This window comes from Janthinobacterium silvisoli, assembly GCF_014200725.1.
In the GTDB taxonomy this organism is placed as follows: domain Bacteria; phylum Pseudomonadota; class Gammaproteobacteria; order Burkholderiales; family Burkholderiaceae_D; genus Janthinobacterium.
Genome location: NZ_JACHCL010000008.1, coordinates 1 through 22,903, shown reverse-complemented (window position 1 = coordinate 22,903; position 22,903 = coordinate 1). Strand labels below are relative to the sequence as shown.

At 58.8% G+C, this 22,903-nt stretch carries 20 protein-coding genes; 12 read left to right on the top strand and 8 right to left on the bottom strand.

Translation table 11 applies throughout. From position 1 onward, the window contains the following. Window positions 1-76: 76 nt before the first annotated feature. Window positions 77-1,027 (bottom strand): 2-hydroxyacid dehydrogenase, encoded by a 951-nt coding sequence (locus tag HDE75_RS24040; protein ID WP_183682034.1) that lies wholly within the window; start codon window positions 1,025-1,027, stop codon window positions 77-79. A gap of 71 nt (window positions 1,028-1,098) precedes the next feature. Further along, window positions 1,099-1,785 (bottom strand): hypothetical protein, encoded by a 687-nt coding sequence (locus HDE75_RS24035; RefSeq protein ID WP_183682035.1) that lies wholly within the window; start codon window positions 1,783-1,785, stop codon window positions 1,099-1,101. A gap of 973 nt (window positions 1,786-2,758) precedes the next feature. Between HDE75_RS24035 and HDE75_RS24030 the strand changes: the two genes are divergently transcribed. The 8 genes from HDE75_RS24030 to HDE75_RS23995 all read left to right on the top strand — a co-directional run bounded on the left by HDE75_RS24030 (window position 2,759) and on the right by HDE75_RS23995 (window position 12,492). Further along, the gene (locus HDE75_RS24030; RefSeq protein WP_183682038.1) at window positions 2,759-4,960 is read left to right on the top strand and encodes a TonB-dependent receptor; all 2,202 of its coding nucleotides are present in this window, start codon (window positions 2,759-2,761) and stop codon (window positions 4,958-4,960) included. Between the two features lie 149 nt (window positions 4,961-5,109). Beyond that, entirely contained in the window at window positions 5,110-6,249 is a 1,140-nt protein-coding gene (locus tag HDE75_RS26995; protein WP_183682041.1) for a sensor histidine kinase, read from the top strand. 153 nt (window positions 6,250-6,402) lie between these two features. Next, window positions 6,403-7,848 carry a circularly permuted type 2 ATP-grasp protein gene (locus HDE75_RS24020; protein WP_183682045.1) on the top strand — a complete coding sequence of 482 codons (1,446 nt, stop codon included), beginning with the start codon at window positions 6,403-6,405 and terminating at the stop codon, window positions 7,846-7,848. 2 nt (window positions 7,849-7,850) lie between these two features. Further along, window positions 7,851-8,807 (top strand): alpha-E domain-containing protein, encoded by a 957-nt coding sequence (locus HDE75_RS24015; RefSeq protein ID WP_183682047.1) that lies wholly within the window; start codon window positions 7,851-7,853, stop codon window positions 8,805-8,807. Then, window positions 8,807-9,616, top strand: a complete 810-nt coding sequence (locus HDE75_RS24010) for a transglutaminase family protein (RefSeq protein ID WP_183682050.1) — start codon at window positions 8,807-8,809, stop codon at window positions 9,614-9,616. The genes HDE75_RS24015 and HDE75_RS24010 overlap by 1 nt, the downstream gene beginning before the upstream one ends. Window positions 9,617-9,673: 57 nt before the next feature. Then, window positions 9,674-10,552 carry a proteasome-type protease gene (locus HDE75_RS24005; RefSeq protein WP_183682053.1) on the top strand — a complete coding sequence of 293 codons (879 nt, stop codon included), beginning with the start codon at window positions 9,674-9,676 and terminating at the stop codon, window positions 10,550-10,552. Window positions 10,553-10,643: 91 nt separating this feature from the next. Beyond that, entirely contained in the window at window positions 10,644-11,981 is a 1,338-nt protein-coding gene (locus HDE75_RS24000; protein WP_183682056.1) for an alpha/beta hydrolase, read from the top strand. A gap of 85 nt (window positions 11,982-12,066) precedes the next feature. Next, window positions 12,067-12,492 carry a Fur family transcriptional regulator gene (locus HDE75_RS23995; protein ID WP_183682059.1) on the top strand — a complete coding sequence of 142 codons (426 nt, stop codon included), beginning with the start codon at window positions 12,067-12,069 and terminating at the stop codon, window positions 12,490-12,492. Window positions 12,493-12,503: 11 nt separating this feature from the next. Here the strand turns inward: HDE75_RS23995 and HDE75_RS23990 are convergent, their stop codons facing one another. From HDE75_RS23990 to zigA, 4 genes are all read right to left on the bottom strand, one after another. After that, window positions 12,504-13,022: a GNAT family N-acetyltransferase gene (locus HDE75_RS23990; RefSeq protein ID WP_183682062.1), complete on the bottom strand. Its 519-nt coding sequence runs from the start codon at window positions 13,020-13,022 to the stop codon at window positions 12,504-12,506. Window positions 13,023-13,064: 42 nt separating this feature from the next. Then, window positions 13,065-13,859, bottom strand: coding sequence for a hypothetical protein (locus tag HDE75_RS23985; RefSeq protein ID WP_183682064.1), 795 nt, complete (start codon window positions 13,857-13,859; stop codon window positions 13,065-13,067). After that, a complete protein-coding gene (locus HDE75_RS23980) occupies window positions 13,856-14,866 on the bottom strand; it encodes a CobW family GTP-binding protein (RefSeq protein ID WP_183682067.1) in 1,011 nt (336 codons plus the stop codon). The genes HDE75_RS23985 and HDE75_RS23980 overlap by 4 nt, the downstream gene beginning before the upstream one ends. Window positions 14,867-15,033: 167 nt before the next feature. Next, window positions 15,034-16,263 carry a zinc metallochaperone GTPase ZigA gene (zigA, locus tag HDE75_RS23975; protein ID WP_183682070.1) on the bottom strand — a complete coding sequence of 410 codons (1,230 nt, stop codon included), beginning with the start codon at window positions 16,261-16,263 and terminating at the stop codon, window positions 15,034-15,036. 172 nt (window positions 16,264-16,435) lie between these two features. Between zigA and HDE75_RS23970 the strand changes: the two genes are divergently transcribed. The 4 genes from HDE75_RS23970 to HDE75_RS23955 are packed head-to-tail and all read left to right on the top strand — an operon-like array spanning window position 16,436 to window position 19,227. Next, window positions 16,436-17,092 carry an ABC transporter ATP-binding protein gene (locus HDE75_RS23970; RefSeq protein WP_183682073.1) on the top strand — a complete coding sequence of 219 codons (657 nt, stop codon included), beginning with the start codon at window positions 16,436-16,438 and terminating at the stop codon, window positions 17,090-17,092. Further along, window positions 17,089-18,282, top strand: a complete 1,194-nt coding sequence (locus HDE75_RS23965; protein ID WP_183682076.1) for an ABC transporter permease — start codon at window positions 17,089-17,091, stop codon at window positions 18,280-18,282. Before HDE75_RS23970 ends, HDE75_RS23965 begins: the two co-directional genes overlap by 4 nt. Window positions 18,283-18,292: 10 nt before the next feature. Then, window positions 18,293-18,772 (top strand): DUF3299 domain-containing protein, encoded by a 480-nt coding sequence (locus HDE75_RS23960; protein ID WP_183682078.1) that lies wholly within the window; start codon window positions 18,293-18,295, stop codon window positions 18,770-18,772. Continuing rightward, the gene (locus HDE75_RS23955; RefSeq protein WP_183682080.1) at window positions 18,769-19,227 is read left to right on the top strand and encodes a TlpA family protein disulfide reductase; all 459 of its coding nucleotides are present in this window, start codon (window positions 18,769-18,771) and stop codon (window positions 19,225-19,227) included. The genes HDE75_RS23960 and HDE75_RS23955 overlap by 4 nt, the downstream gene beginning before the upstream one ends. An 18-nt stretch (window positions 19,228-19,245) precedes the next feature. On the opposite strand, the gene HDE75_RS23950 is transcribed toward HDE75_RS23955, so the two are convergent. Together HDE75_RS23950 and HDE75_RS26615 are read right to left on the bottom strand one after the other, a co-directional pair. Continuing rightward, entirely contained in the window at window positions 19,246-22,380 is a 3,135-nt protein-coding gene (locus tag HDE75_RS23950) for an AAA family ATPase (RefSeq protein WP_183682083.1), read from the bottom strand. Between the two features lie 16 nt (window positions 22,381-22,396). Continuing rightward, window positions 22,397-22,903 (bottom strand): hypothetical protein (locus HDE75_RS26615; protein WP_221291987.1); only part of this gene is annotated, 507 nt, incomplete at its 5' end.

The following is a 22,903-nucleotide window of genomic DNA, read 5'->3' as shown; positions in this document are numbered from 1 at the left end:
CGGGCCGGCCAGGCGCGACATGCGCGCGGTGAGGCGCATCTTACGGCAAACGGCGGCGGCGCCAAAGTTTTCAGTCTTACTTGACCGGTGTCGGCAAAGGCAAGCCGGCGAAGTGCGCCTGCAGATTATCGACCACCAACTGGCCCATGGCATGACGCGTCTCAACGGTCAGACTGCCCACGTGCGGCGTCAGCACCACATTGGGCAAGGCACGCAAGGCAGCAGGCACGCGGGGTTCGTCGCTGAACACATCGAGTCCGGCCGCTCCCAGGCGGCCATCTTGCAAGGCAGAAATCAGCGCCTCTTCATCGACCAGCGCGCCGCGCGCGATATTGATCAGGGTGCCTTGCGGACCCAGCGCTTCCAGCACGGCCCGGTCGACCGCCTTGTGGGTGGCGGGCGTGCCCGGCGCGCTGACGATCAGGTAATCGCTTTGTTCGGCCAGGGCCAGCAAGGAATCGGCACGCGGCACGGTGGTGTTTGCAATCGGACGCGGCTGGTAGTAGCGCACGTGGACGCCAAAGGCGGCCAGGCGCAGCGCGATTGCTTGCCCGATCTGTCCGAAACCAAAGATGCCGGCCGTCTTGCCGCGCAGGCTGGACGCCGGTTTCAGGGGCTCGCGCCGCTCCCAGGCGCCATCGCGCACATAACGGTCCAGTGCGGGAATCTGGCGCACGCTGGCCAGCAGCAAGCCCAGCGCCACATCGGCCACGTCGTCCGTCAGCACGTTCGGCGTGGTGGTGACTGCAATACCGCGCTGGCGCGCCACGTCGAGCGCCACGCCATCGAGGCCCACGCCATTGATGGCGATGATTTCCAGCGCGGGCAGCAAGCCCATGTCAGTGGCGTTCAAGCCCAGCGCACCCGTAGTGACAACGGCACGGATGCGCGGCGCCAGTTCGGCCAGCCAGGCGTGGCGCTGTTCGGGCGCCACTTTCCAGGCATGGTGGCAGGTGTAGGCTTGTTCGAGTTGGGCGTTGACGGAAGCGGAGGGGCTGGCGGCGAGGATCAGGAGGTCGGGTAGCATGGCAAAGTCAGGCAGAGTGATGAGTAAGCTCAACTTAGCATATTTGGCGAGCGGCCGGGGGCTGCGCTGCGTCAGTTGCTCGGGCAAGGCACCTGTTTAAGCTTGCCGCCCGTCTTGAACGGATCCGCCCCTGCGCCTGGATTTTCGCCCATGGCGTAGCATCTTGAGCCGCCGGCGCTACGCACGCGCGAGGCGGGCCGTCCGTCTGCCGTCAGGTAATCTTCCACCGCCAGCACGGGGCCGCCGCGAAACGCGCTGGCGGCAAGTTTCTGGAATTTGCTCTGGCTTTCCAGCGTTGCCGGCGCCAGCCATGGGGTTTCCTTGCCCACTTCGGTACGCATGGCCTTGTCGATGGCGCCAGCGGACAGCCTGGCCCGCGTATGCAAATCTGCCGCCACCGGAGCTGCGGGTGTTGCCGCAAGTTCATCGACAGGAGGCAAGGTGATCGTTTCTACCAGGGCCGGCGCAGGCACGCTTGCAGGCGCCAAGGCCTGGGAGGCAGGCGTGCGCGATAGCTGCCTCGGCGCCGTGATCGGCAGGGGCAATGGCAGCTGTGCGGCGGCAATCGGTGTCGCCGGCCGGGGTGGTATCAAGGTCATGAAAGCGACTTCCGTATATTGCTTCAATTGCCGCGCCGGCAAGGTCAGGAAGTACAGGCCCAGCCCGTGCATGGCCAGTATCAGCGCGACGGCGGCGCTTTTCAGGCTCAATAGCCGCTGCCTGCTCTCACCGCTTTGCCCCCCTGCCAACAGATCCATACTGTATTCCATAGATGCCCACGCGCAATAGTCTATTCTAGCCATACTTTTAAGCAGCAATAAGAAAATTCGCAAGGTATCGTCTGGCGCCACCTTTTTGCGCCGATTCCGGTACCTGTCCCTTGCCGGGGAATCAACTAAAAAATTAAAATCATTTCAGGGATATTGATCCATATATGGAAATTGAAACGATAGATAGCAAGAGGAAGAGAGATGCCTGAATTAACCCGCATACTGTTGATACACGGCTTGATTGGCCCGCTCCATGAAAATCAGCGTGGAAGGCAATTTCACCCTGGATGATGCCTTTTGGTCGCAGAAGCTGGCAAAAATGCCGCTGGAAGCCGTCGAGTCCACACTGGCGCAAGACCGCTCAGAGCCTGAAAAATGGCTGCACGGTGCTGGAGTAAAAGCCACCGAGGCGACCTTATTGGCTGCAGCAAGCTCTCTGGCCTTCCAGCCTGCCAGCACGCTACAACACATGGCGGCCTCCGTCGTGGATATCACGGGCGCCCCCGCCTATTTGAATGGCATTAAAAACTGGATTGAGCATATTCCGCTGCACCTTGTTGCGGGAGAGCGAACAGCCGATGGATGGCATATTCCTGATTGGGTCAAACAGCAAGCCGCCTCATACCAGGTAATAAAAAATTGTGGCCATCTGATGATGCTTGAAGATGGCCAGCAATTTTCGGACGCCATCACCGCCATTATTGAAAAAGCCAAGGCCAGCCAAGGTCAGCTGAGGATGAAGACGACTGGCGACGTTTTGGCCGGGATGAAGAACAGCCAGAACTCACAATCGTTTCTTGAGGATGCGTTAGTTTTTCTTCCCAGCCCGCAAACCCTTGCCCACCCGGCAACAGTGTTGTACGGCACACGGTTTTTTAGCAAAAGCAGGTACAGATACACGCAAGCCATGTCCACGCTATATAATGATAATCATTCTCATTTATATTCAGCCAACATTACCATGCGTCAATTCCACTGCACCCCTACCCCTTTCGCCCTGGCCGCTTTCTTGCTGGCCAGCGCTGCCGCCCAGGCGCAGACCGCGCCCGCCGCCGATACAGCGCAGGCACTGCCCACGGTCGTCGTCAACGCTTCGGCCGATGCGTCGGCCGAAGGCTTGTCGCGCGCCTATGCCGGTGGCCAGGTGGCGCGTGGCGGCCGCGTAGGTATCCTCGGTAGCGTGGACATGATGGACTCGCCGTTTGGCAGCACCAGTTATACGCAGCAATTCATTTCTGACCAGCAAGCACGCAGCATAGGCGACCTGCTGCAAAGCGATCCGGCCGTGCGCCTGTCGCGTGGTTATGGCAATTTCCAGGAAGTGTACGTGATACGCGGCTTTGCGCTGAACTCGGACGACATCGCCTACAACGGCTTGTATGGCGTGCTGCCGCGCCAGTATGTGTCGCCGGAATTGCTGGAGCGCGTGGAAGTGTTCCGCGGCGCCAGCGCTTTCCTGAACGGTGCGGCACCTGGCGGGAGCGGCCTGGGTGGCGCCATCAACCTGATGCCCAAACGGGCCGGCAATACGCCGCTGACGGAAGTCACCGTGGGCGTGGAAAGTGGCGGCCATACGTATGTGGCTACCGACATAGCGCGCCGCTTCGGCGACAACCAGGAGTTTGGCGTGCGCGTGAATGCCGCCAAGCGCCAGGGAGAAACCAGCATCAAGCATGAAGACCACGATGTGGGCATGTTTTCCGTGGGCCTCGATTACCGTGGCCACGATTACCGCCTGTCTGCCGATGCGGGCTACCAGAATTTTGACCTGACGACACCGCGCCCCAGCGTCAACAGCCTGGTAGCGGGCGCCATTCCTGCCGCGCCCGATGCGTCCAGCAACTTTGCCCAGCCATGGAGTTTTTCCAAGGAACACGATGTATTTGGCACCGTGCGCGGCGAATACGATCTGGCCAGCAATGTCACGGCCTGGGCCGCCTTCGGTTCCCGCTCTACCCACGAATCGAACAGCCTGGCCCAGCCCACCGTGACTTCCCTCAATGGCGACGCCAGCGTCTACCGTTTCGACAATGCTCGCAAGCAGCAAATCCGCACGGGCGAACTGGGCGTGCGCGCCAAGCTCAATACGGGCGCCGTCAAGCATACGCTGGTGGCCAGCTGGTCGGGGCACTGGAATGAGGACAAGAATGCCTACGCCATCAGCGATTTCGCCGGATTGCCAACCAATATCTATCAACCCGTCGATGTGGCCATGCCGCCTACCCTGCCACAAATCTCCGGCGGCGATATGAGTGACCCGCGCATCACGCAAAAAACTATCCTGACCAGCTTTGCCGTGGCCGATACCATGGCTTTCCTGGAGGATAGCCTGCTGCTGACGGTGGGCTTGCGCCACCAGCAAATCCGCGATGCCGGCTATGCCTATGGCACGGCGGCGCCTACCTCGTACTACGACCAGAGCGCCAACACGCCCGTGGCAGGCATCGTGTACAAGCTCGATAAAAGCGTTTCGCTGTACGCCAACTATATAGAAGCGCTGGTCAAAGGCCCGACAGCCAGCGGTACCGATGCCAACGGTGATGTCGTTTCCAATCTGGGCCAGGTTTTTGCCCCTTACAAAGCCCGGCAAAAGGAAGTCGGTCTCAAATATGACGGCGGCAAGCTGGGCGCGAGCGCCGCCCTGTTCAGCACCAGCGTGCCCCTGCAAGCGGTGCGCGGCACCGAAGCCGGCCTGTTTGGCCAGCAACGCAACCAGGGTGTGGAATTGTCCGTGTTCGGCATGCCCGCGAATGGCGTGCGCCTGCTGGGAGGCCTGACCTGGCTCGATACCAAGCAAAGCGACACGGGCGTCGCTGGCGATGATGGCAAGAAAGTCATCGGCGCACCGCAAACGCAGCTGAGCTTTGGTGCCGAATGGGATGTGCCGGGCGCGCCTGGCCTCTCCTTGAACGCGCGCACCATCTATACTTCCACCCAGTACGCAGACTTGGCGAACACCAGGCAACTGCCATCGTGGACCCGTCTCGACCTGGGCGCGCGCTACCTGACCCGCGTGGCCAATCACGATGTCACGATACGTGCCCGTGTCGATAACGTTGCCAACCGTAACTACTGGGCCTCCGCCGTCTCATCGTTTGGCGCCGGCAGCCTGGTGCTGGCGTCGCCACGCACCTTCGTGGTTTCTGCAACAGTCGGTTTCTAAAGCCGCCACCCGCAGTAGCCTTCATCAGGCGGCTGCGGGTGTTGATACAGATCATAAGAGCATCGCTCTCTTAAAAAAGCATTATTACCGCCAGCCGCTAAATCAGCGCATACTGCAAGACGCATCAGCTTTCCCATCATGGAGTTAGCGTGAATATTGCACACAACCATCAGCAAGCCTTGCGCCGCCCCTCCGTGCGGGCGCAGCGCCTGTTTGCCATGCGCGAGGCCGTGCTGACCGACTGGGAATACCGCGTACGCGCCAGCGTGCAGGGCGCCGACCAGTTACTGACGCCGATACTGATTAATACCCTGCCCGCTTTCTTCGACAACCTGGCCGAAGCCTTGACACCCGGCCATCCGCGCCAGGATGCGACCAGCAACACCAATGTTCCCGCCGTGCATGGCAACGAACGGGCCCGCATGACCAGTTACGGGCCCGAACAGGTGATTCAGGAATACCAGATCTTCCGCGACTGTTTTGCCTTGAACGCGCGCGAAGCAGGGATCGCCTTGCGCCGCAATGACTGGCACATCATCAATGCCTCGATCGACATGGGTATCCGTGAATCGATACGCGAATTTACGGCCATGCATGAAGGTTTCCAGCGCCGTATCGCTGCCGGCCTGTCGCACGATATGCGCAACCCGCTGTCCGTCATTACCACGGCGGCGCAGATGCTGCACCACTATCCCGAGCGCGTGAATGTAGCCGACTTGGGACAAAAGATACTCGACCATGGACACCGGCTCGACACCATGATAGAGGAATTGCTCGACACCCTCAGCTACCAGCAAGGACAATACTTGCCACTGGTGCTGACGCAATTCGACATCCTGCCGCTGGCGCAAGCCGTTTGCACCCAGATCAACGAACTGGTCACCCTGCCGCAGGGCGACAAGTGCAACTTATCGGGTGTTTCCGTGACCGGCTGGTGGTGCGAGAATTCGCTGCGGCGTGCGCTGGAAAATCTGCTCAACAACGCCGTCAAATATGGCGATGGCGACCCGATCACCGTGCACGTGGAAGCAACGCATGAGCGCATGATCATCTCGGTGCACAATACGGGCAGCCCGATTGCGCCGGAACAGGCGCCGCGCATCTTCGAATACCTGCGCCGCGAAAACCATGGCCCGACTCCTGGCTGGGGCATAGGCTTGCCCTATGTCCAGAACGTGGCCGAAAGCCACGGCGGCAGCGTCGCCGTCGACAGCGCACCCGAAACGGGTACCACCTTCATCTTCGATATTCCCGTCGATTGCCGGCCCTTCGTGACACCCCCGCCCTGAATAGCGACTGGCTACGCACCAAGCCGGTGCGCGCAATTGAAAGATGCCACAAAAGTGATCATTTTTAACATGCTGGAGCGCACCTGCGCTGGCATGGAGTTGGCACGATTTCTGCTGAGCTAAGCATGTCCACGGCTCAAGGGAAATCACAACATGGCAAATTTTTTCAATGAAATGACTGCGGATGAAGTGGGTACGGATGGCAAGGTACGCGAACACTACCGTGAATTCAGCCACTGGCTGCAACAGCAATCCCCTGACACCATTGCCCGCAAGCGGGCCGAAGCCGACTTGCTGTTCCGCCGCGTGGGCATCACCTTTGCCGTGTATGGCGATGATGCCGGCACGGAACGATTGATTCCTTTCGACACCATCCCGCGCATCATTCCGGCCACCGAATGGGCGCAGATGCAGCGCGGCCTGGCGCAGCGCGTACAAGCCTTGAACATGTTTTTGCATGATATTTATCACGAGCAAAACATCATCAAGACGGGCATCATTCCTGCCGAGCAAATCTATCGCAATGCCCAGTACCGGCCTGAAATGCAAGGCATAGACGTGGCCTCCGACATTTATGCGCATATTGCGGGCGTCGATATCGTGCGGGCCGGCCAAGGCGAATTTTATGTGCTGGAAGATAATCTGCGCGTGCCGTCCGGCGTGTCCTATATGCTGGAAGACCGCAAGATGATGATGCGGCTGTTTCCCGACCTGTTTGCACGCAACAAGATCGCGCCCGTCGACCACTACCCGGACATGCTGCTCGACAACTTGCGCTCGGTCGCGCCCATCGGCGTCAATGATCCGACGGTGGTCGTGATGACGCCGGGCATGTACAACTCGGCCTATTTCGAGCACGCCTTTCTGGCCCAGCAAATGGGCGTGGAATTGGTCGAAGGCAAGGATTTGTTTGTCAACGACAATGCCGTCTACATGCGCACCACGCGCGGGCCGAAACGGGTGGACGTGATTTACCGCAGGGTCGACGACGATTTCCTCGATCCGCTGGCCTTTCGCGCCGATTCTTCGCTCGGTGTGCCTGGCTTGCTGTCGGTCTACCGCGCAGGCAGGGTGACCCTGGCCAACGCCATCGGCACCGGCGTGGCCGATGACAAGTCGATTTACCCCTACGTGCCCGACATGATCAAGTTTTACCTGTCGGAAGAGCCGATATTGAACAACGTGCCTACCTACCAGTGCCGCAAACCGGCCGACCTGTCGTACGTGCTGGCCAATCTGCCCCAACTGGTCGTCAAGGAAGTGCATGGCGCGGGCGGCTACGGCATGCTGGTGGGGCCTGCTTCCAGCAAGGCGCAGATCGAGGACTTCCGCCAGCGCCTGCTGGCCAATCCGGGCGGCTATATCGCCCAGCCTACCCTGGCCCTGTCCGCCTGCCCCACCTACGTTGAAAACGGCATCGCGCCACGGCATATCGATTTGCGGCCGTTTGTGCTTTCCGGCAAGACGATTTCCATGGTGCCCGGCGGCTTGACGCGGGTGGCGCTGGGCGAAGGCTCGCTGGTGGTCAATTCCTCGCAGGGCGGCGGCACCAAGGATACCTGGATACTGGAACAGGCGATGGCTTTTGGAGGTGAATAATAATGCTGAGCAGAACCGCCGATCATTTATTCTGGATGGCGCGCTACACCGAGCGTGCCGAAAACACAGCCCGCATGCTGGACGTTAATATGCAGACAGCCATGCTGCCCCAATCCGAGGCCGACGCCGAGCAAGGCTGGCGCGCCACCCTGGGCATTTCCGAGCTGCAAAGCGCGTACGACGAGAAATATGGCCGATCAGGTGGCAAATTCCAGACGCAGGACGTACTCGATTTCATGGTGCGCGATCCAAATAACCCATCGTCCATCATGGCATGCCTGACGGCCGCCCGAGAAAACGCACGCGCCGTGCGCGGCACCCTGACCACGGAAGTATGGGAAATCCAGAACGCCACCTGGCTGGACATGCAAAAACGCTTGAACAGCAAGCTGCTGGAAACCGATCCCAGCCAGTTTTTCGAATGGGTGAAATACCGCTCGCACCTGTCGCGCGGCGTCACCCTGGGCACCATGCTGAAAGATGAAGCGATCCACTTCATCCGCCTGGGCACCTTTCTGGAGCGGGCCGACAATACGGCGCGCATCCTCGACGTGAAGTTCCACGGCGCCAAGGATGCTGCCAAAGATGTGACGCAGCGCGATTTTTATTACTGGGCGGCCCTGCTGCGTTCCGTCTCCGGCTTTGAAATCTACCGCAAAGTCTACCGCGACGTCATCACGCCCGAGCGCGTGGCCGAATTGCTGATGCTGCGCGGCGACATGCCCAGGTCATTACTGGCCTGCATGGAAGACGTGGTCGACAATCTGCGTCAACTGCGCAACGATGTCTCGGCCGATACAGAACGGTTTGCCGGCAAATTGCACGCGCAGCTGAAATTCGGCCATATCGACGACATCATGAAAGCTGGCTTGCACCAGACCCTGACCGAATTCCTGGAAAGCATTTATGAACTGGGCAACCGTGTCAGCCGCAACTTTCTCGTTCCCCTGGCGGCCTGATGCAAATCACCATCCGCCACGAAACCCGGTACGCCTATAGTACGCCGCTGGCCCACACCATCCAGCAGTTGCACCTGACGCCGCGTATAGAGCCGCAGCAGCGCGCGCTGTCCTGGCAATTGTCGACGCCAGGGCAATGCCACGCCTATACGGATGCGTATGGCAATTTGTCGCATATGCTCACCATCAATGGCCAGCATCAAAGCCTGAGCCTGGTGGCCCAGGGCGTGGTGGAAACCATTTATCCGTACCAGGGCCGGCTGAACCTGGAGGACACCCTGTCGCCGCTGTTGTTTACCACGCCGACCCGGCTGACCGCACCGGGGCCAGCCATTGTGGCGCTGGCCGCGACCAGCCTGCCCGACCGCAACACGGCGGCCAACACGCAACATTTGCTGCGCCTGGCCGAAAACATCGCCGCTAAAGTCGCCTATGAAAGCGGCGCCACCATGGTCAGCACCACTGCCGACGACGCCCTGGCGCTTGGGCGCGGCGTGTGCCAGGATCACGCCCATCTGTTCCTGGCATGCTGCCACGCCTGGGGCATCCCTGCCCGTTATGTTTCCGGCTATATCGATCCGGAAACAAGCGGCCACGCAGCCAGCCACGCCTGGGTCGACGCCTGGGCCGTGGACAGCGATTTCGCGGGCTGGGTCAGCATCGACGTGACCCATGCGCGGCTGATGACGGACGCCTATTGCCGCCTGGCCATCGGCCGCGACTACGACTCGGCCGCCCCCGTGCGCGGCGTGCGCCAGGGTGGCGGCCAGGAAACGCTGAATGTGGAGGTCAAGATTTCGACCCGTTAGCGGGCCGCCAGCCTGGTGTAGAATCATCCCCCTTTGAATCTTTTTACAAGCATTACGATGACCTATTGCGTAGGATTACGGTTAAATGAAGGCCTGGTTTTCCTGTCCGACTCGCGCACCAACGCGGGCGTGGACCAGGTGGGCACCTTCCGCAAGATGAGCGTATTTGAAAATCCCGGCGACCGCATGCTGGTCATGATGACTGCCGGCAATCTGTCGATTTCGCAGGCGATACGCCAGATCGTGGCCGAACACGTCGATGCCGATGGACGCAGCATCTGGAACGTCACCAGCATGTACGAAGCGGCCCGCATCGTCGGCGACGCCGTGCGCGCCGTGCACCAGCGCGAAGCGAAGGCCCTGGCCGACTCTGGCATCGACTTTAATGTCAGCATCATCCTGGGCGGCCAGATCGGTGCAGAGCGCTGCCGCTTGTTCCAGGTGTATGCAGCAGGCAACTTCATCGAATCGCACGATGAAAACACCTATTTCCAGATCGGCGAAGCCAAATACGGCAAGCCTATCCTCGACCGGGTGATCAACCCTGCTACCGGCCTGGACGAAGCGGCGAAATGCGCGCTGATCTCCATGGATTCCACCTTGCGTTCCAACATTTCCGTCGGCTTGCCACTCGATTTGCTGGTGTATGAAGCAGACCGCCTGGCCGTCACGCGCTTCGTGACCATCGATGAAAAGAACCAGTATTTCCGCATGATCCGCGATACCTGGGGTGAACAGCTGAAGCGCGTATTCGAAGGCATGGACGATCCCGTGTGGAATGCCGCGCCGGACATCACGACGAACGTCTTGTCATCCGGCAATATGCACAGCAAGCCCGTGCGTGTGGCCATCCCCGCCCATGTCAACCGTGGCAGCCTGGAAACGGCGCCGCTGCAATCGCTGGCGCAGCAGGCTGGCGACGAGCGGCAATATTGATACAGTTCCGCCAGCAGCGCACGCGCCGCTGGACAAGCCGCCTGGAGCGTGATCTTATGACAATATAGCTAACATGCATAAGGTGGCGCAGATGGACCTGATCACTTCCGCCGTCGTGGCCGCCATCGGGCAAGGCGCGCCCGACCACGCGCCCGAGCCTGTTGCCCGCTATTACCAGCAGCTCAAAACGGCCATCGGCCAGTTCGATAGCGCCGCAGCCATCCTGGCGGCCATCACGGCGCTGGAAGCGGACTCTGCCTGCGAACCCTTGCGCCTGGCGCTGGCGCAAACCTTGTCGGCTGCCAGGGTGGCCGATGATATGGCTAGCCTGTTTGCTGCGCAAGGCTTGCTCGATCAGTCACACCTGCCCTCCACTACCGTGACAGCCGAGGCAAACGAAGCAGATCAGAAAAGTGGCGTGGTCTCGAACTATGCCGTCATCAAGACGTATTTCGCCACGGACCGCCAGCGCGACCTGGGCAAGCCACCGGCCCAGCGTTTCAGCGGCGCCCGCAACGCCCCCAGCGCAGAGCAGGACACGCTCAGCTATGGCTATTGCGATATCAGCATCCCGCGCGACCACCGCATGGGCCAGCTCGAATCGCCGTCGCTGTGGCGGCTGGAGTTTCGCGACGATCCAGCCAAGCACGTGGTGCTGCTGACAGCCGATGTGCAAGACGCCGATACTTTCTATGCGGCCCTGGGTGCGCAGGTCGCCGCCTCGGCCGGCAAGAACGCCTTTTTATTTATCCATGGCTACAACGTCACGTTTGAAGATGCGGCGCGGCGCACGGGGCAGATGGCTTACGACCTCGGTTTCGATGGGGCACCTGTATTTTACAGCTGGCCGTCGCAGGGAGACTTGTCTGGCTACACCATCGATGAAAACAATATCGAATGGAGCACGCCCCATATTCTGGGCTTTTTAAGCGAGTTTCTCGACAAGACGGCCGCGCAGAATGTCTATCTGATCGCCCACAGCATGGGCAGCCGGGGGCTGGCGCGCGCCCTCGCGGCATTGATGGCCACCCAGCCGCTGCTGGCGCAAAAAATTACGGAGATCATCCTCGCCGCACCCGATATCGATGCGGCCATATTCAAGAACGATATCGCACCGCAACTGGCCAAGGCCCGCAATCCCGTCACCCTGTATGCGTCCTCGGACGACTTGGCGCTGGCCGCCTCGAAAGCCGTGCACGGCTATGCGCGCGCGGGCGACAGCGGGCCCGGCATGCAGATCGTGGCAGGTGTAGAAACCATCGATGCCACTGCGGTCGACACAGGCTTCGTGAAACACATGTATTTCGCTGAAAAACGCTCGGCCCTGTCCGACATGTTTTACCTGATCCACAACCAGGTGCGGGCCGACCAGCGCTTCCTCGCCCCCGTCGATACCCCTGCCGGGCGCTATTGGATGTTCAGGCCCTGAGTACACATGTTAAGATACGGCAAAGAGCGTGACAAAGTCACGGCGATCGCGCCGCAAGACTTGTCGTGCACATGCAGGCCATATTATGTTGACATCTTCTTCTACCCCGCAAGCCGAATCGCTGATACGCAGCACCAACGCCCGCGTCACCAAGACACGCGTGAAAGTGCTCGACTATCTGCTGTCGCACAACCGTTCGCAAACCCACCATGAAATCCAGCAAGCGTTGTCGCAAGACAGCGATATCGATTCCGTCACCCTCTACCGCGTGCTGGAATGGCTGACTGAAAACGAGCTGGTGCACCGCATCGCGGGCGCCGACCAGGTCTGGCGCTTCAGCGCTGGCGCCGGCCACCAGGCGCACGAACACGCGCATTTCCAGTGCACGCGCTGCGCCGACGTGACCTGCTTCAATGAAGTCAAGCTGCCCGCCCCCGTTGCCTTGCCAGAAGGTTTCAGCGGCGGCGAAGTCGATTACCTGATCAAGGGACTGTGCCCCCGCTGCAAATAAGACGACGGCGATTATCGGATCAGCAAGACCAGGTGGTGTTCGTCATAATACAGCTCGCCCACGCGCATGGAGCGCGGTTCCGTGCCATACCGCTTGAAGCCCAGCGATTCATATAATTGCCGGGCATTATTGTTTTCCGTATTCACACTCAAGTGTAATTGCAAGATGGCTGGCTCGCGCTGCGCATGGGCGATGCAGGCGGCCACCAGCCGCCGCGCCAGGCTCTTGCCGCGCCAGGCCGGCTCGACAAAGACACCCCACAAGGTCGCCTTGTGCGACAGCTGCGACATCTGTTCGCGGCGCAAGCCCGCAAATCCCAGCAAGTTCCCCTCGCCATCGAACGCCCCATAGCCCAGTTGCAAGGGACTGGCGATGCGCTGCACATGCACCGCCATGCTGCGCCCCAATTCATCTTCGCGCGACGATGAAAACGAGGTGGGGGAATCATCGATGGCGTGCAGGCGCAACGCCAAAAAGGCAGGAGCGTCTTCGGGATGCAGCAAACGGAAAGTGATATCAGGCAGGGACATGTTCATGGCCGGAAAAGTTTTCAGCCATTATATCCACTACGCTTAAAGTTTGGCCTGGCGCAAACCGTATAGGGTCCAACCATATAAACCCGCCATCGCCAGCACCATCGCTACGCCCACGGCCGCATACCAGGCTTCGGACAAGGCAAGTTCAGGCTGCAGCTTGCTGGCGGCCAGATAGACTGCCATCAGCAGGCACATGGCGACGATGGGCCAGCCCAGGCGACGGCGGAAGGCGCGCATCACGTCTTCCTTGCCGGTGCGCATGACCTTGGCCGTCACCCAGCCGTCGAACAAATCTGTTACGCCCATGCCCAGTGTAAATACCAGGCCAGTCATCAAAGCCGGCCCCATGCCGCCCAAAGCCACGGCCGCATAACCCCAGGCCGCTGCTTGCACGGCAGTATCGACCACCAGCGCAAACAACATGCCCACCAGCACGCCCGCCACCGGACCGGATGCGCCGCGCAGCCACGGCGGCAAGATGCGGCTGCGCACGCTGGCCAGGGCCGGACCTTGCGTGCTGAGCAAAGAGCGGCCGTTCATCACGGCGATCATCAATAACAAGGCGATCGGCAGCCATTCCAGCGCAGCGAATACCTCGGGAGACAGCGCCAGTTCGCTCGATGCCATGGCAGCCGCAGCGATGATGGCCAGCACGGTAATGCCATGGCCCAGGGCAAACATGCCGCCCATCCATGGCATCCAGCGCGGATGAGTCGGCATGCTGCGCATGGTCAGGCCATCGACGGCGGCCAGGTGGTCGGGTTCCAGGCCGTGCCGCATGCCGAGGATAAAGATCAGCGCCAGGGCGGGCAAGCCCGCTTCTACGCTCATGCCAGCTCCGCAACGCTCAAGCCGGCACTGACGCCGGCCACGCACTTGTCCAGGCCACGGATCAGCATATCCTGCGGCAAGTTGCGGCCGATAAAAATCATCTTGCTGGCCCGCGTTTCATCATCGCGCCACGGTGCGCCCAGTTCCGAGCCCATCAGCATGTGCACGCCCTGGAATACGGCACGGCATGGCGTGCCGGCAATATTCAAGATGCCCTTGTAGCGCATCAGTTGGGTGCCAAACACTTGCACTACAGCATCGAGGAAATTTTCCACCTGCATCAAATCCATCGCCTGCGGCTGGTGGTACACGAACGATTGCACGCCGTCGCCATGCCGATGGCCCAGTTCGCCGAGGAAATCCGGCTCCAGTTCCACGATGGCGTTCAGGTTAAAGCCACGGATATTGAGGATATCGCGCAGCGGCACATTGCCGAAGCTCACCTTCTGTATGCTGGCGCGGCAATTGATGGCCACCAGGCGCCGGCGCAGGGCCGCCAGTTCTTCCTTGTTGACCAGGTCCGTTTTCGACAGCAGGATGCGGTCGGCAAAGCCTACTTGCTCCTGCGCTTCCTTGTGCTCCGTCAATTGCTGCTGCGCATGACGGGCATCGATCACCGTCAAAATGGCGTCGAGCATGTAAAACTCGCTGACCGACGGTTCCGCAAAAAAGGTTTGCGCCACCGGCCCCGGCGCGGCCAGGCCCGTCGTTTCGATAATCACATGGTCGAAAGCCAGCGTGCCCGCCTCGCGTTTGCCATGCAGCTCGCCGAGAATGCGGATCAAATCGCCGCGCACGCTGCAGCAGATGCAACCATTATTCATTTCCACGATCTGCTCATCGCGGTCTTGCACCAGCAGCGCATTGTCGATGCTTTCGGCGGCAAACTCGTTTTCGATCACGGCGATGCGGTAACCGTGATCGGCTTGCAAGATACGTTTCAGTAAAGTGGTTTTCCCGCTGCCGAGAAAACCCGTGATGATGGTGACCGGTATCAATTCTGTCATGCCTTCTTCCTGTTCATGGTTAAGAACGTCTTTCAAAACCTACTGCGCGTCGCGATTTACGACCTCCGATGCTCACTGACTCGGCGTCCCCGTGCATGCGCACAGCTCCGCTTCTCAGTCGCAACTCACATCCGCTCGCTACGGTTTTGTCAGGCGTTCTGATTTCCTTATTCTTCCAGCTCTTCCATACGCTGCCATTGCGGGAAAGGATCGGGCAATGTGCGCCAGGCCGCCATGCCCTTGCGCGTTTCGGTAAAGTTCAGCTGGCATTTCTTCAAGTCCGCTTCGATGGCCGCCTGGTCCATGTCCTGGCCGATGAAAACGATTTCCTGGTAGCGGTCGCCATAGGTTTCTGTCCAGCCCGCCTTCAGTTCCGCCAGGGTTTCCGCGTCGGTCGGCCAGCGCTCTTTCGGCACGGAAGCCCACCACAGGCCCACCGGTTCGATATTGATCAGCTTGCCCGCGCCGGACAGGCTGGCCACCCATTCCGGACGGCTGGCCAGCCAGAAATATCCCTTGCTGCGCACAACGCCGGTTATCGGCTGGGAAATATAGTCATGCAGGCGCTGCGCATGGAATGGTTCCCTGGAGCGGTACACAAAGCTGCTGATGCCGTACTCTTGCGTCTCTGGCGTATGCACACCCGCCAGTTCCTGCGCCCAGCCCGGCATGCTGGCAGCCTGTTCCAGGTTGAACAGGCCGGTGCCCATGATGGCGTCCAGCGGTACCACGGACTGGTTGGTTTCAATCACGCGCGCAGCCGGGTTCAAGGCCTTGATCACGCCCAGCACGCGCAGGCGCTCGGCTGCATCGACCATGTCCACCTTGTTGAGCACGATTACATTGGCAAATTCGATCTGTTCGGTCAGCAAGTTGGCCAGCTGGCGGTCATCGCCCTCGCCGGCGATTTCACCACGCTGCTCAAGCGTGTCTTCGCTGCCGAAGTCATTGAGCAGGTTGGCGCAGTCGACCACGGTGACCATACAGTCGATGCGGGCCACGTCGTTCAGGCTATCGCCGTTTTCATCTTCGAAATCAAAGGTGGCCGCCACCGGCATCGGTTCGCCCACGCCCGTCGACTCGATCAAGAGGTAATCGAAGCGGTCTTCCTGCGCTAATCGGCGCACTTCCAGCAACAAGTCGTCGCGCAGGGTGCAGCAGATGCAGCCATTCGACATCTCGACCAGTTTCTCCTCGGTGCGCGAGAGGGCCGCGCCGGCCGCATCCGCGCTCTCTTTCACCAGCGAAGCGTCGATATTGACTTCGCTCATGTCGTTGACGATGACGGCCACGCGCTTGCCTTCGCGGTTGCGCAGTATGTGATTGAGCAAGGTGGTCTTGCCCGCGCCGAGAAAACCGGACAGGACGGTCACGGGGAGTTTGCGATGTTGCGTCATGGAAAATCCTAGAGATGAAGTTGAAACAGCGATAAGCGATACACGGCAGCGATACGCCTTGAGTGATACATTCAGTAATGCAAGTCGATTGCGTTTTTAAATTATAATGCAGCTCACTTGCATTTGTGCAGCATTCTTTAAACAGTGTTTTTTTGATCAGACCAGAGGCTTCATGCTCCATCTCGCTTCCCTCACCTATGGCTATGCACATGGCAAGGCCGTGCTGTCCGTCGACGCCTTTCACTTGCCAGCCGGCCAGCATGGCTTGCTCTTGGGTCCATCCGGCTCGGGCAAATCGACCCTGCTGCATTTGCTGGCAGGCATACTGACGCCACAAGCCGGCAAGCTGGAAGTGGCCGGCATGGAACTGTCGCAACTGACGCCGCGCCAGCGCGACGGCTGGCGCGGCCGGGCCATCGGCTTGCTGCCGCAGCAACTGGCGCTGGTGGCCAGCCTGTCCGTACTGGAAAACGTGCTGCTGCCCGCGTATGCCAGCGGACAGCGCCCCAATCCCGGCCATGCGGCAGACTTGCTCGATACCCTGGGCTTGGGCGACAAGCTGGCCGCCTACCCGCATCAATTGAGTGGCGGCCAGCGGCAACGGGTAGCCATCGCGCGCGCCGTGGTGATGCGGCCGAAATTGATACTGGCCGACGAACCGACCGCCAACCTCGACGACGAAGCTTGCGCGGCCGTGGTGCAGTTGCTGGCCGGCCAGGCGGAACAGGCCGGTGCCTCGCTATTGATCGCCAGCCATGACGCGCGCGTGCTGGCCGCCTTGCCAGACGCCAGCGTGTTGCGCTTGTCTGCGATGCGGGTGGCGGCATGAATGCGCTGTCACTGGCCTGGAAAGCCTTGCGCCACAAGCCGCTGGGCACGGCTCTGAACTTGCTGCTGATGGCGATCGGCATCGCCATGATGACCTTTATCCTGGCCGTTTCCACCCAGCTGGAAGAAGGCGCGCTGCGCGACGCCGAAGGCATCGACCTGGTGGTGGGCGCCAAGGGTTCGCCGCTGCAATTGATCTTGTCTTCCGTCTACCACGTCGATATTCCGACTGGCAACATTCCCTACCCAACCTTGCAGGCGCTGGCCACGCATCCGATGGTCAAGACGGCGATTCCGCTGGCCCTGGGCGACAATTTCCATGGATTTCGCATCGTTGGCACGAACGCCAGTTATGCCGAACACTACGACGCGCAGCTGGCGCAGGGAAACCTGTTCGAGCACCCGATGCAAGCCGTGTTTGGCGCTTTGGCGGCCCGTGAAACGGGCGCCACCATCGGCGCCAAATTTGCCGGCTCGCACGGTTTGACGGCAGGCGGCGAACTGCACGACCATGCGCCGTACACGGTGGTGGGCATCTTGCAGCCGACTGGCAGCGTGCTCGACAGGTTGATACTGACGCCCGTCGATTCCGTGTGGCGCGTGCATGAAACCGATCCCGACGAAGCGCAAAAACCCGCGGCCGAGCGCGAACTGACGGCCGTGCTGATCGAATATGCTTCGCCGCTGGCGGCCGTCAGCATGCCGCGCTGGGTCAATAGCCAGCCACGCTTGCAGGCGGCGCAACCGGCATTCGAGGCCGCGCGGCTGTTCGATTTGCTGGGCATCGGCATGGATGTGCTGCGGGCCATCGCCGGCGGCGTGCTGCTGGTAGCCGCCTTGTCGATGTTCGTGGCGCTGTATGGCGCGCTGGAAGAACGCAAGACCGATATGGCGATCTTGCGCACCCTGGGCGCCAGCCCGGCCAAACTGCTCAGACTGCTGCTGGCGCAAGGCTTGCTGCTGTCGCTGGCCGGTGCGCTGATCGGTTGGCTGCTGGGCCACCTGGGCGTGGGGGTATTGGCGGCCAGCCTGGGCAGCGCGCAGCAATTGCATCTGCACACCTGGCGCATCGTCGATGGCGAAGCCTGGCTACCCTTGATCGCCGTGGTGGTGGGGCTGCTGGCAGCCGCCCTGCCCGCCGCGCGCGCCTACCGTACCGATATCGCCGCCACCCTGGCCAGATCCCACTAAAGGAGCACCCATGTTGAAAATCATCGTTTTATCGGCTTGCGCCCTGTTGTCGATCTCGTCCAGCGCCTCTGCCTTGGCAGGCGCCACCGAGCAGCCTCCCTCGTTTTTTGCTCCTTTAACCGATATTCCCGGCGTCGTATCGTGGAACTTGCTTGGCAAGGCCACCACCGTGAAAGCCAGGAAAGGCCGCATGGTGCCGCAGTACACGCCGGAAATCAGCGCCCTCGACAATACTGACGTGAAAGTCCAGGGTTTCATGATGCCGCTGGAACCTGGGCAGAAACAAAAACATTTCCTGCTGACCGTGACCTCCGCCAGTTGCCCGTTTTGCCTGCCGGCCGGCCCCGAAGGCGTGGTGGAAATCAAGAGCAAGACCGCCGTCAAGTTCACCTACGCACCCATCATCATGCAGGGCAAGTTCAAGGTGCTGGCCAATGACAGCATGGGCTTGTATTACCGCATCACGGATGCGGCCGTGGGGTCGGAATGAAGCGTTTGCTTTGCATTTTAGGATTGGCCGGCAGTGTCTCCAGCGCGGCGCCGCTGCCTCTGGACTTGCCCAGGCTGAACGGCGAAGGCCAGGTCAGCCTGAACAGTTTCAAGCATCGCCCCGTGATCCTCAATTTCTGGGCCAGCAATTGCGTACCCTGCGTAGCCGAATTACCCTTGCTAAATGCACAAGCAGCCAGGCAGCGGCACACGGCCGTGATCGGCATCGCCATCGATGAGCGGCAAGCGGCTCTGAGCTTTTTGCAACAGCATCCCGCCAGCTATGAACAGGCCCACGCGGCCCCGCCAGCGAACCTCCTGATGGGCAGATTTGGTAATCAAATCAGTGGCTTGCCATACACAGTGATACTGAATTCTGAGCATGAGGTCTGCACGCGCCGCCTGGGCCGCATCGATGCCAGCTGGCTAGCCAAGGCCGTGGCGGCTTGCACATAAGATGATCTCCAACACAATTCATGGTTCGCTCAGCCGTCTTGCCAGGTCGATTCGTTGAAATTTCTCCTGACCGAGAAACGCAAATTTCTTCTCGAACAGCGCCGCAACTCGGGAGTCCGCCGTCGCAAAGAAGATTTGTCTTCTTGAGTGTACTGATAAGTCGCGCAAATAATCCATGAATGACAGCGCATTCAAATCATCTATGTGCGCAATTGGATCATCAATGAGTACTATCGGCGGCGCAGATTGTGCCGTCAAATTTAACGCAAGGAAGATTGACAGCGCGAATGCTGCGCGCTGGCCCGTGCTGACCTCTTCTAGCGAGCGGGAAACGTGTCCTTCCCTAGTTCGCAGAATATTATCGCCGTAGCCATCGTACTCATATTCACTTGGCGAGTGAACTCGGCTGAAGACGTCGTTGATTTGTTCGCGAATGGAATCGAGCGCATCGCAGGTAGCCCCTTCCAACGAGCTTTCTGCCCTAAGTGAACGAAGAATTTCTAATGCCGCACCTTGATTCTTATTCACGATACGAATCTGTTCCAGCAGATTTTTAGCTTCTCCTAATTCAGCGGTTTTCACAGTCAAGGCATTAGAGGTGTTCGACTCCGTCACTGCAGCATGTAATGCTTGGTCTAAAGCGGAAATCAATGCGCTTAAAGTCACCTGTAAGTCCACGAATCGCAAGTCATCATCTAGGCTAATGGTAAGGCCGATAGCAACAGCTTTGCTGAGTGCTGTTTCATGCCTCTCCAATGTCTTTAATAAAAATTCGTACGTACCGCTTCCATTAGATAGATCTTCTGACGGAGATAATTGCCCTAACGCTTCGATTGCAGAACGAACTGTTTGCAAAGCCGACGCGCTCTCGGCCTGAAGCTGCTGGCGCCGAAGTTCCAGCACGGTTTCGGCTTCGATTTTTTTCTGTCTGCACGATTCAATGCTAGCGACAGCCTCAATATCTTGGCCTTCGTCAAAGAGTGCTTTCACATCAGACTTCAACGAGTTAAAGTCCGCTTCAACAAGACCCTTCGAGGCAAGGTTTCGGATAGTTTCATCTGCAGCAGCAGCTGCCAACTCTAACTCAGTTACTTTGTCTTTCAGTGCTTGAAAACTGTTGATGATTTTCCCAATAGTAGTATCCTGACTTAACTTCAGCTGTATGAATATTTGTCGAAGTGTCTTTATCACGGCGGCCAGCTGACGGGCGCTTGAGAGCTGGGATCTCTCTGCATTCAACTGTTCCTGGAGCTCTTTTAACGGTGCAGACGATGCCTGCCTTTCGGTAATTTTCTCAATTTTTTCCGCAAGACTTTCAGGGCTGTGGATTGTTCCGCAGACCGGGCAATTGCCAGTAGCCTCAGCATGCTCAGTCAGGACCTTGGCAGCATCCTTTAGCTGTTGTGACGCTTTCGCGTACGCAGTCTCCCACTGCCCAAATTGCTGTTCAGATGACTCTAGTTTTCGAATCGACGCTGACATCGCTTCAATAGCCTGGTCTGTACCAACTTCTACGTCTACCAACGATACATCTTTAAGATTGTCGTCAATTGCCGGTGGCGCGACCGAAATCAATGCACCTAGCCGTTGACGGCTAGTCTCTAAATCACGCTTGGTCTTCTCTTTAATATGTAGCGATTGCGGAAACTTAGCACCGCAAAATTCTAGCCACTTGCCAAGAACATCAATCTCTTTACGAACTCCGTTAGATTGCTGTTCCAGCGTAGATAACGCGACGTTTGCGTCTCTGCGTTGCTTTTCAATCGGCTCCAGCGTTTTTACCGTTTGCGCAAGTGAGCCAGCACGACCGCGAATCTGGGCAATGGTTTCGCAATGGGGCAATGAAAGAGAAATTAATGACGCAATCTCAGCAACCAGTGCCTCGAGTGGCTCCCGTTCGCCAGAAACAACTAGTTGCTCACCAACTTGAGAAGTACCCCGCCATCCTGCAGTCTTAAGTACTGCGCGGTAGGTCGTGGAAAGCGATTTAGCTTCTGAAGGCAAATTGCGGAGCTGCTCGAGTTCACGCTCTAAAAACCCGTTTGCCTGTAGTTGGCGCTCAATCTGAGAAGTAGACTTCTCCCACTCAGTCTCCAGCGCTAGGTGGGTCTTCCCAAGGTAGTCCCACAAAGTAGCGGCATCGGCGCCGATTAGAAGACGGCTGAGGTCATTTGAAATGTCACCTGGTTCTAACTCACTAGACAAACGAAAAGCCGCATCCGTATCAAGAAAATTGAACCGAGTAAAAGCATCGACAATGGATTTTGCCTGATGTTCGGCACGTCCGTACCATGCCAAACAGCGCCCCTTAATCCGGTTGCTGTCAGAAGTCGATTTAAGCATTATGACTTCTCCGGATTCAAGGTTAGCAAAACTCCCGGTGACGCTAGGGCTTGAGTGGGATGCAGGACGCCTATTGTGACCGCAGTAAAGAAGCTCAATAGCCTCAAGGAGTGACGTCTTCCCTGTTCCGTTGGCGCCAACTATCAACGTAACAGCACCAAAGCTATACGTGTGCCCATTATGGACTGGGCGGAACTGTGCTACTTCGAGCTTCTTTAAGTGAGATGTAGAAAATATTTCGTCAACAGAGCTCAACGGCTTCGGTTTTTTGGGCTTAGCACTGCGTGCTGCAGTTCCTTTGCCAATGTTTTGGAGAACTGCGGTACGCGGCGTCGGCAAGTCCATCAAAAGGTCAAGGTTCCCCTCTGTGAGTTTTTCCGCCCAAATTGCCATAATGTCCGCAGAGGCGGTCACTTCCTCAGCTTCAAATAGCTTGGAATCGCCGAGCAGTTCGACCAGCTCGACCTCGGAAACAACGCGCTTTCGTGCGTAGTCTTTGTCCGCCTCGATAGTGGATTTTGCCTTCAGATATCCGCCACTGTTAACAGACTTCGGTCCGGCCACGATGTAGAGGTAGTTATTCCAGCGAAGTTGCTCTGGAGCCTGAAAGAAATCCTCACCGAGAACGCGTTCTTGGAACTCCCGCAAATGGTTGGCTCTCTCGACTATGTCGTCGGCAAGGTCGAAATATGCTATTGCGTAGGCTTTATCCTTATGAAGCTTCTCTCCGCGGATTACTTGGTCATCAATTTCAACGACGTTTTCGAACTGACGAGAAACTACCTCTCGTGCCGCTGCCATACTTGTCATAACTAATCCTTAGTTCTTACAGAACGGTGGTGATATTGGTCAGACTGCCGCCATCATGGTCGATGCGAGTCAATGCAGGCATCGGAGCAAATTCAACGACTCCGTCTACATTGCGATAGCAGACCGCGACGCGCTTATTATGAGGTTTGTTCTCCTTGCGCAGAAGCTCTAAAAGGCCGTCAGCCATATTTTGGACACGGTCGGGCATCGGTTGGGCACCGAGATACGCAACCAGAGCTGGCAAACATCCATTCTTAACTATGTTTACGTGGGGAGTCGCGCGCGACCAAGTAATGATTGCTTCGACGCCGCCGACATCGCGCACCTGCATTGGAAGCGTCTCCAGAGTCAGAATACGATGTAGGGCTGCAACTCGCTGTACGCGGTCGTGCCTGGCGGTCCGGGCATCGAGGCACGGGTCCATACAAAACTGTAGTGGTTTAATGTACCCGGACACTGATTTAGGCGAGAATGCTCGCCATGGAGAGGTGTTTGATGAGCAAGCAAAGACGTACGTTTTCCC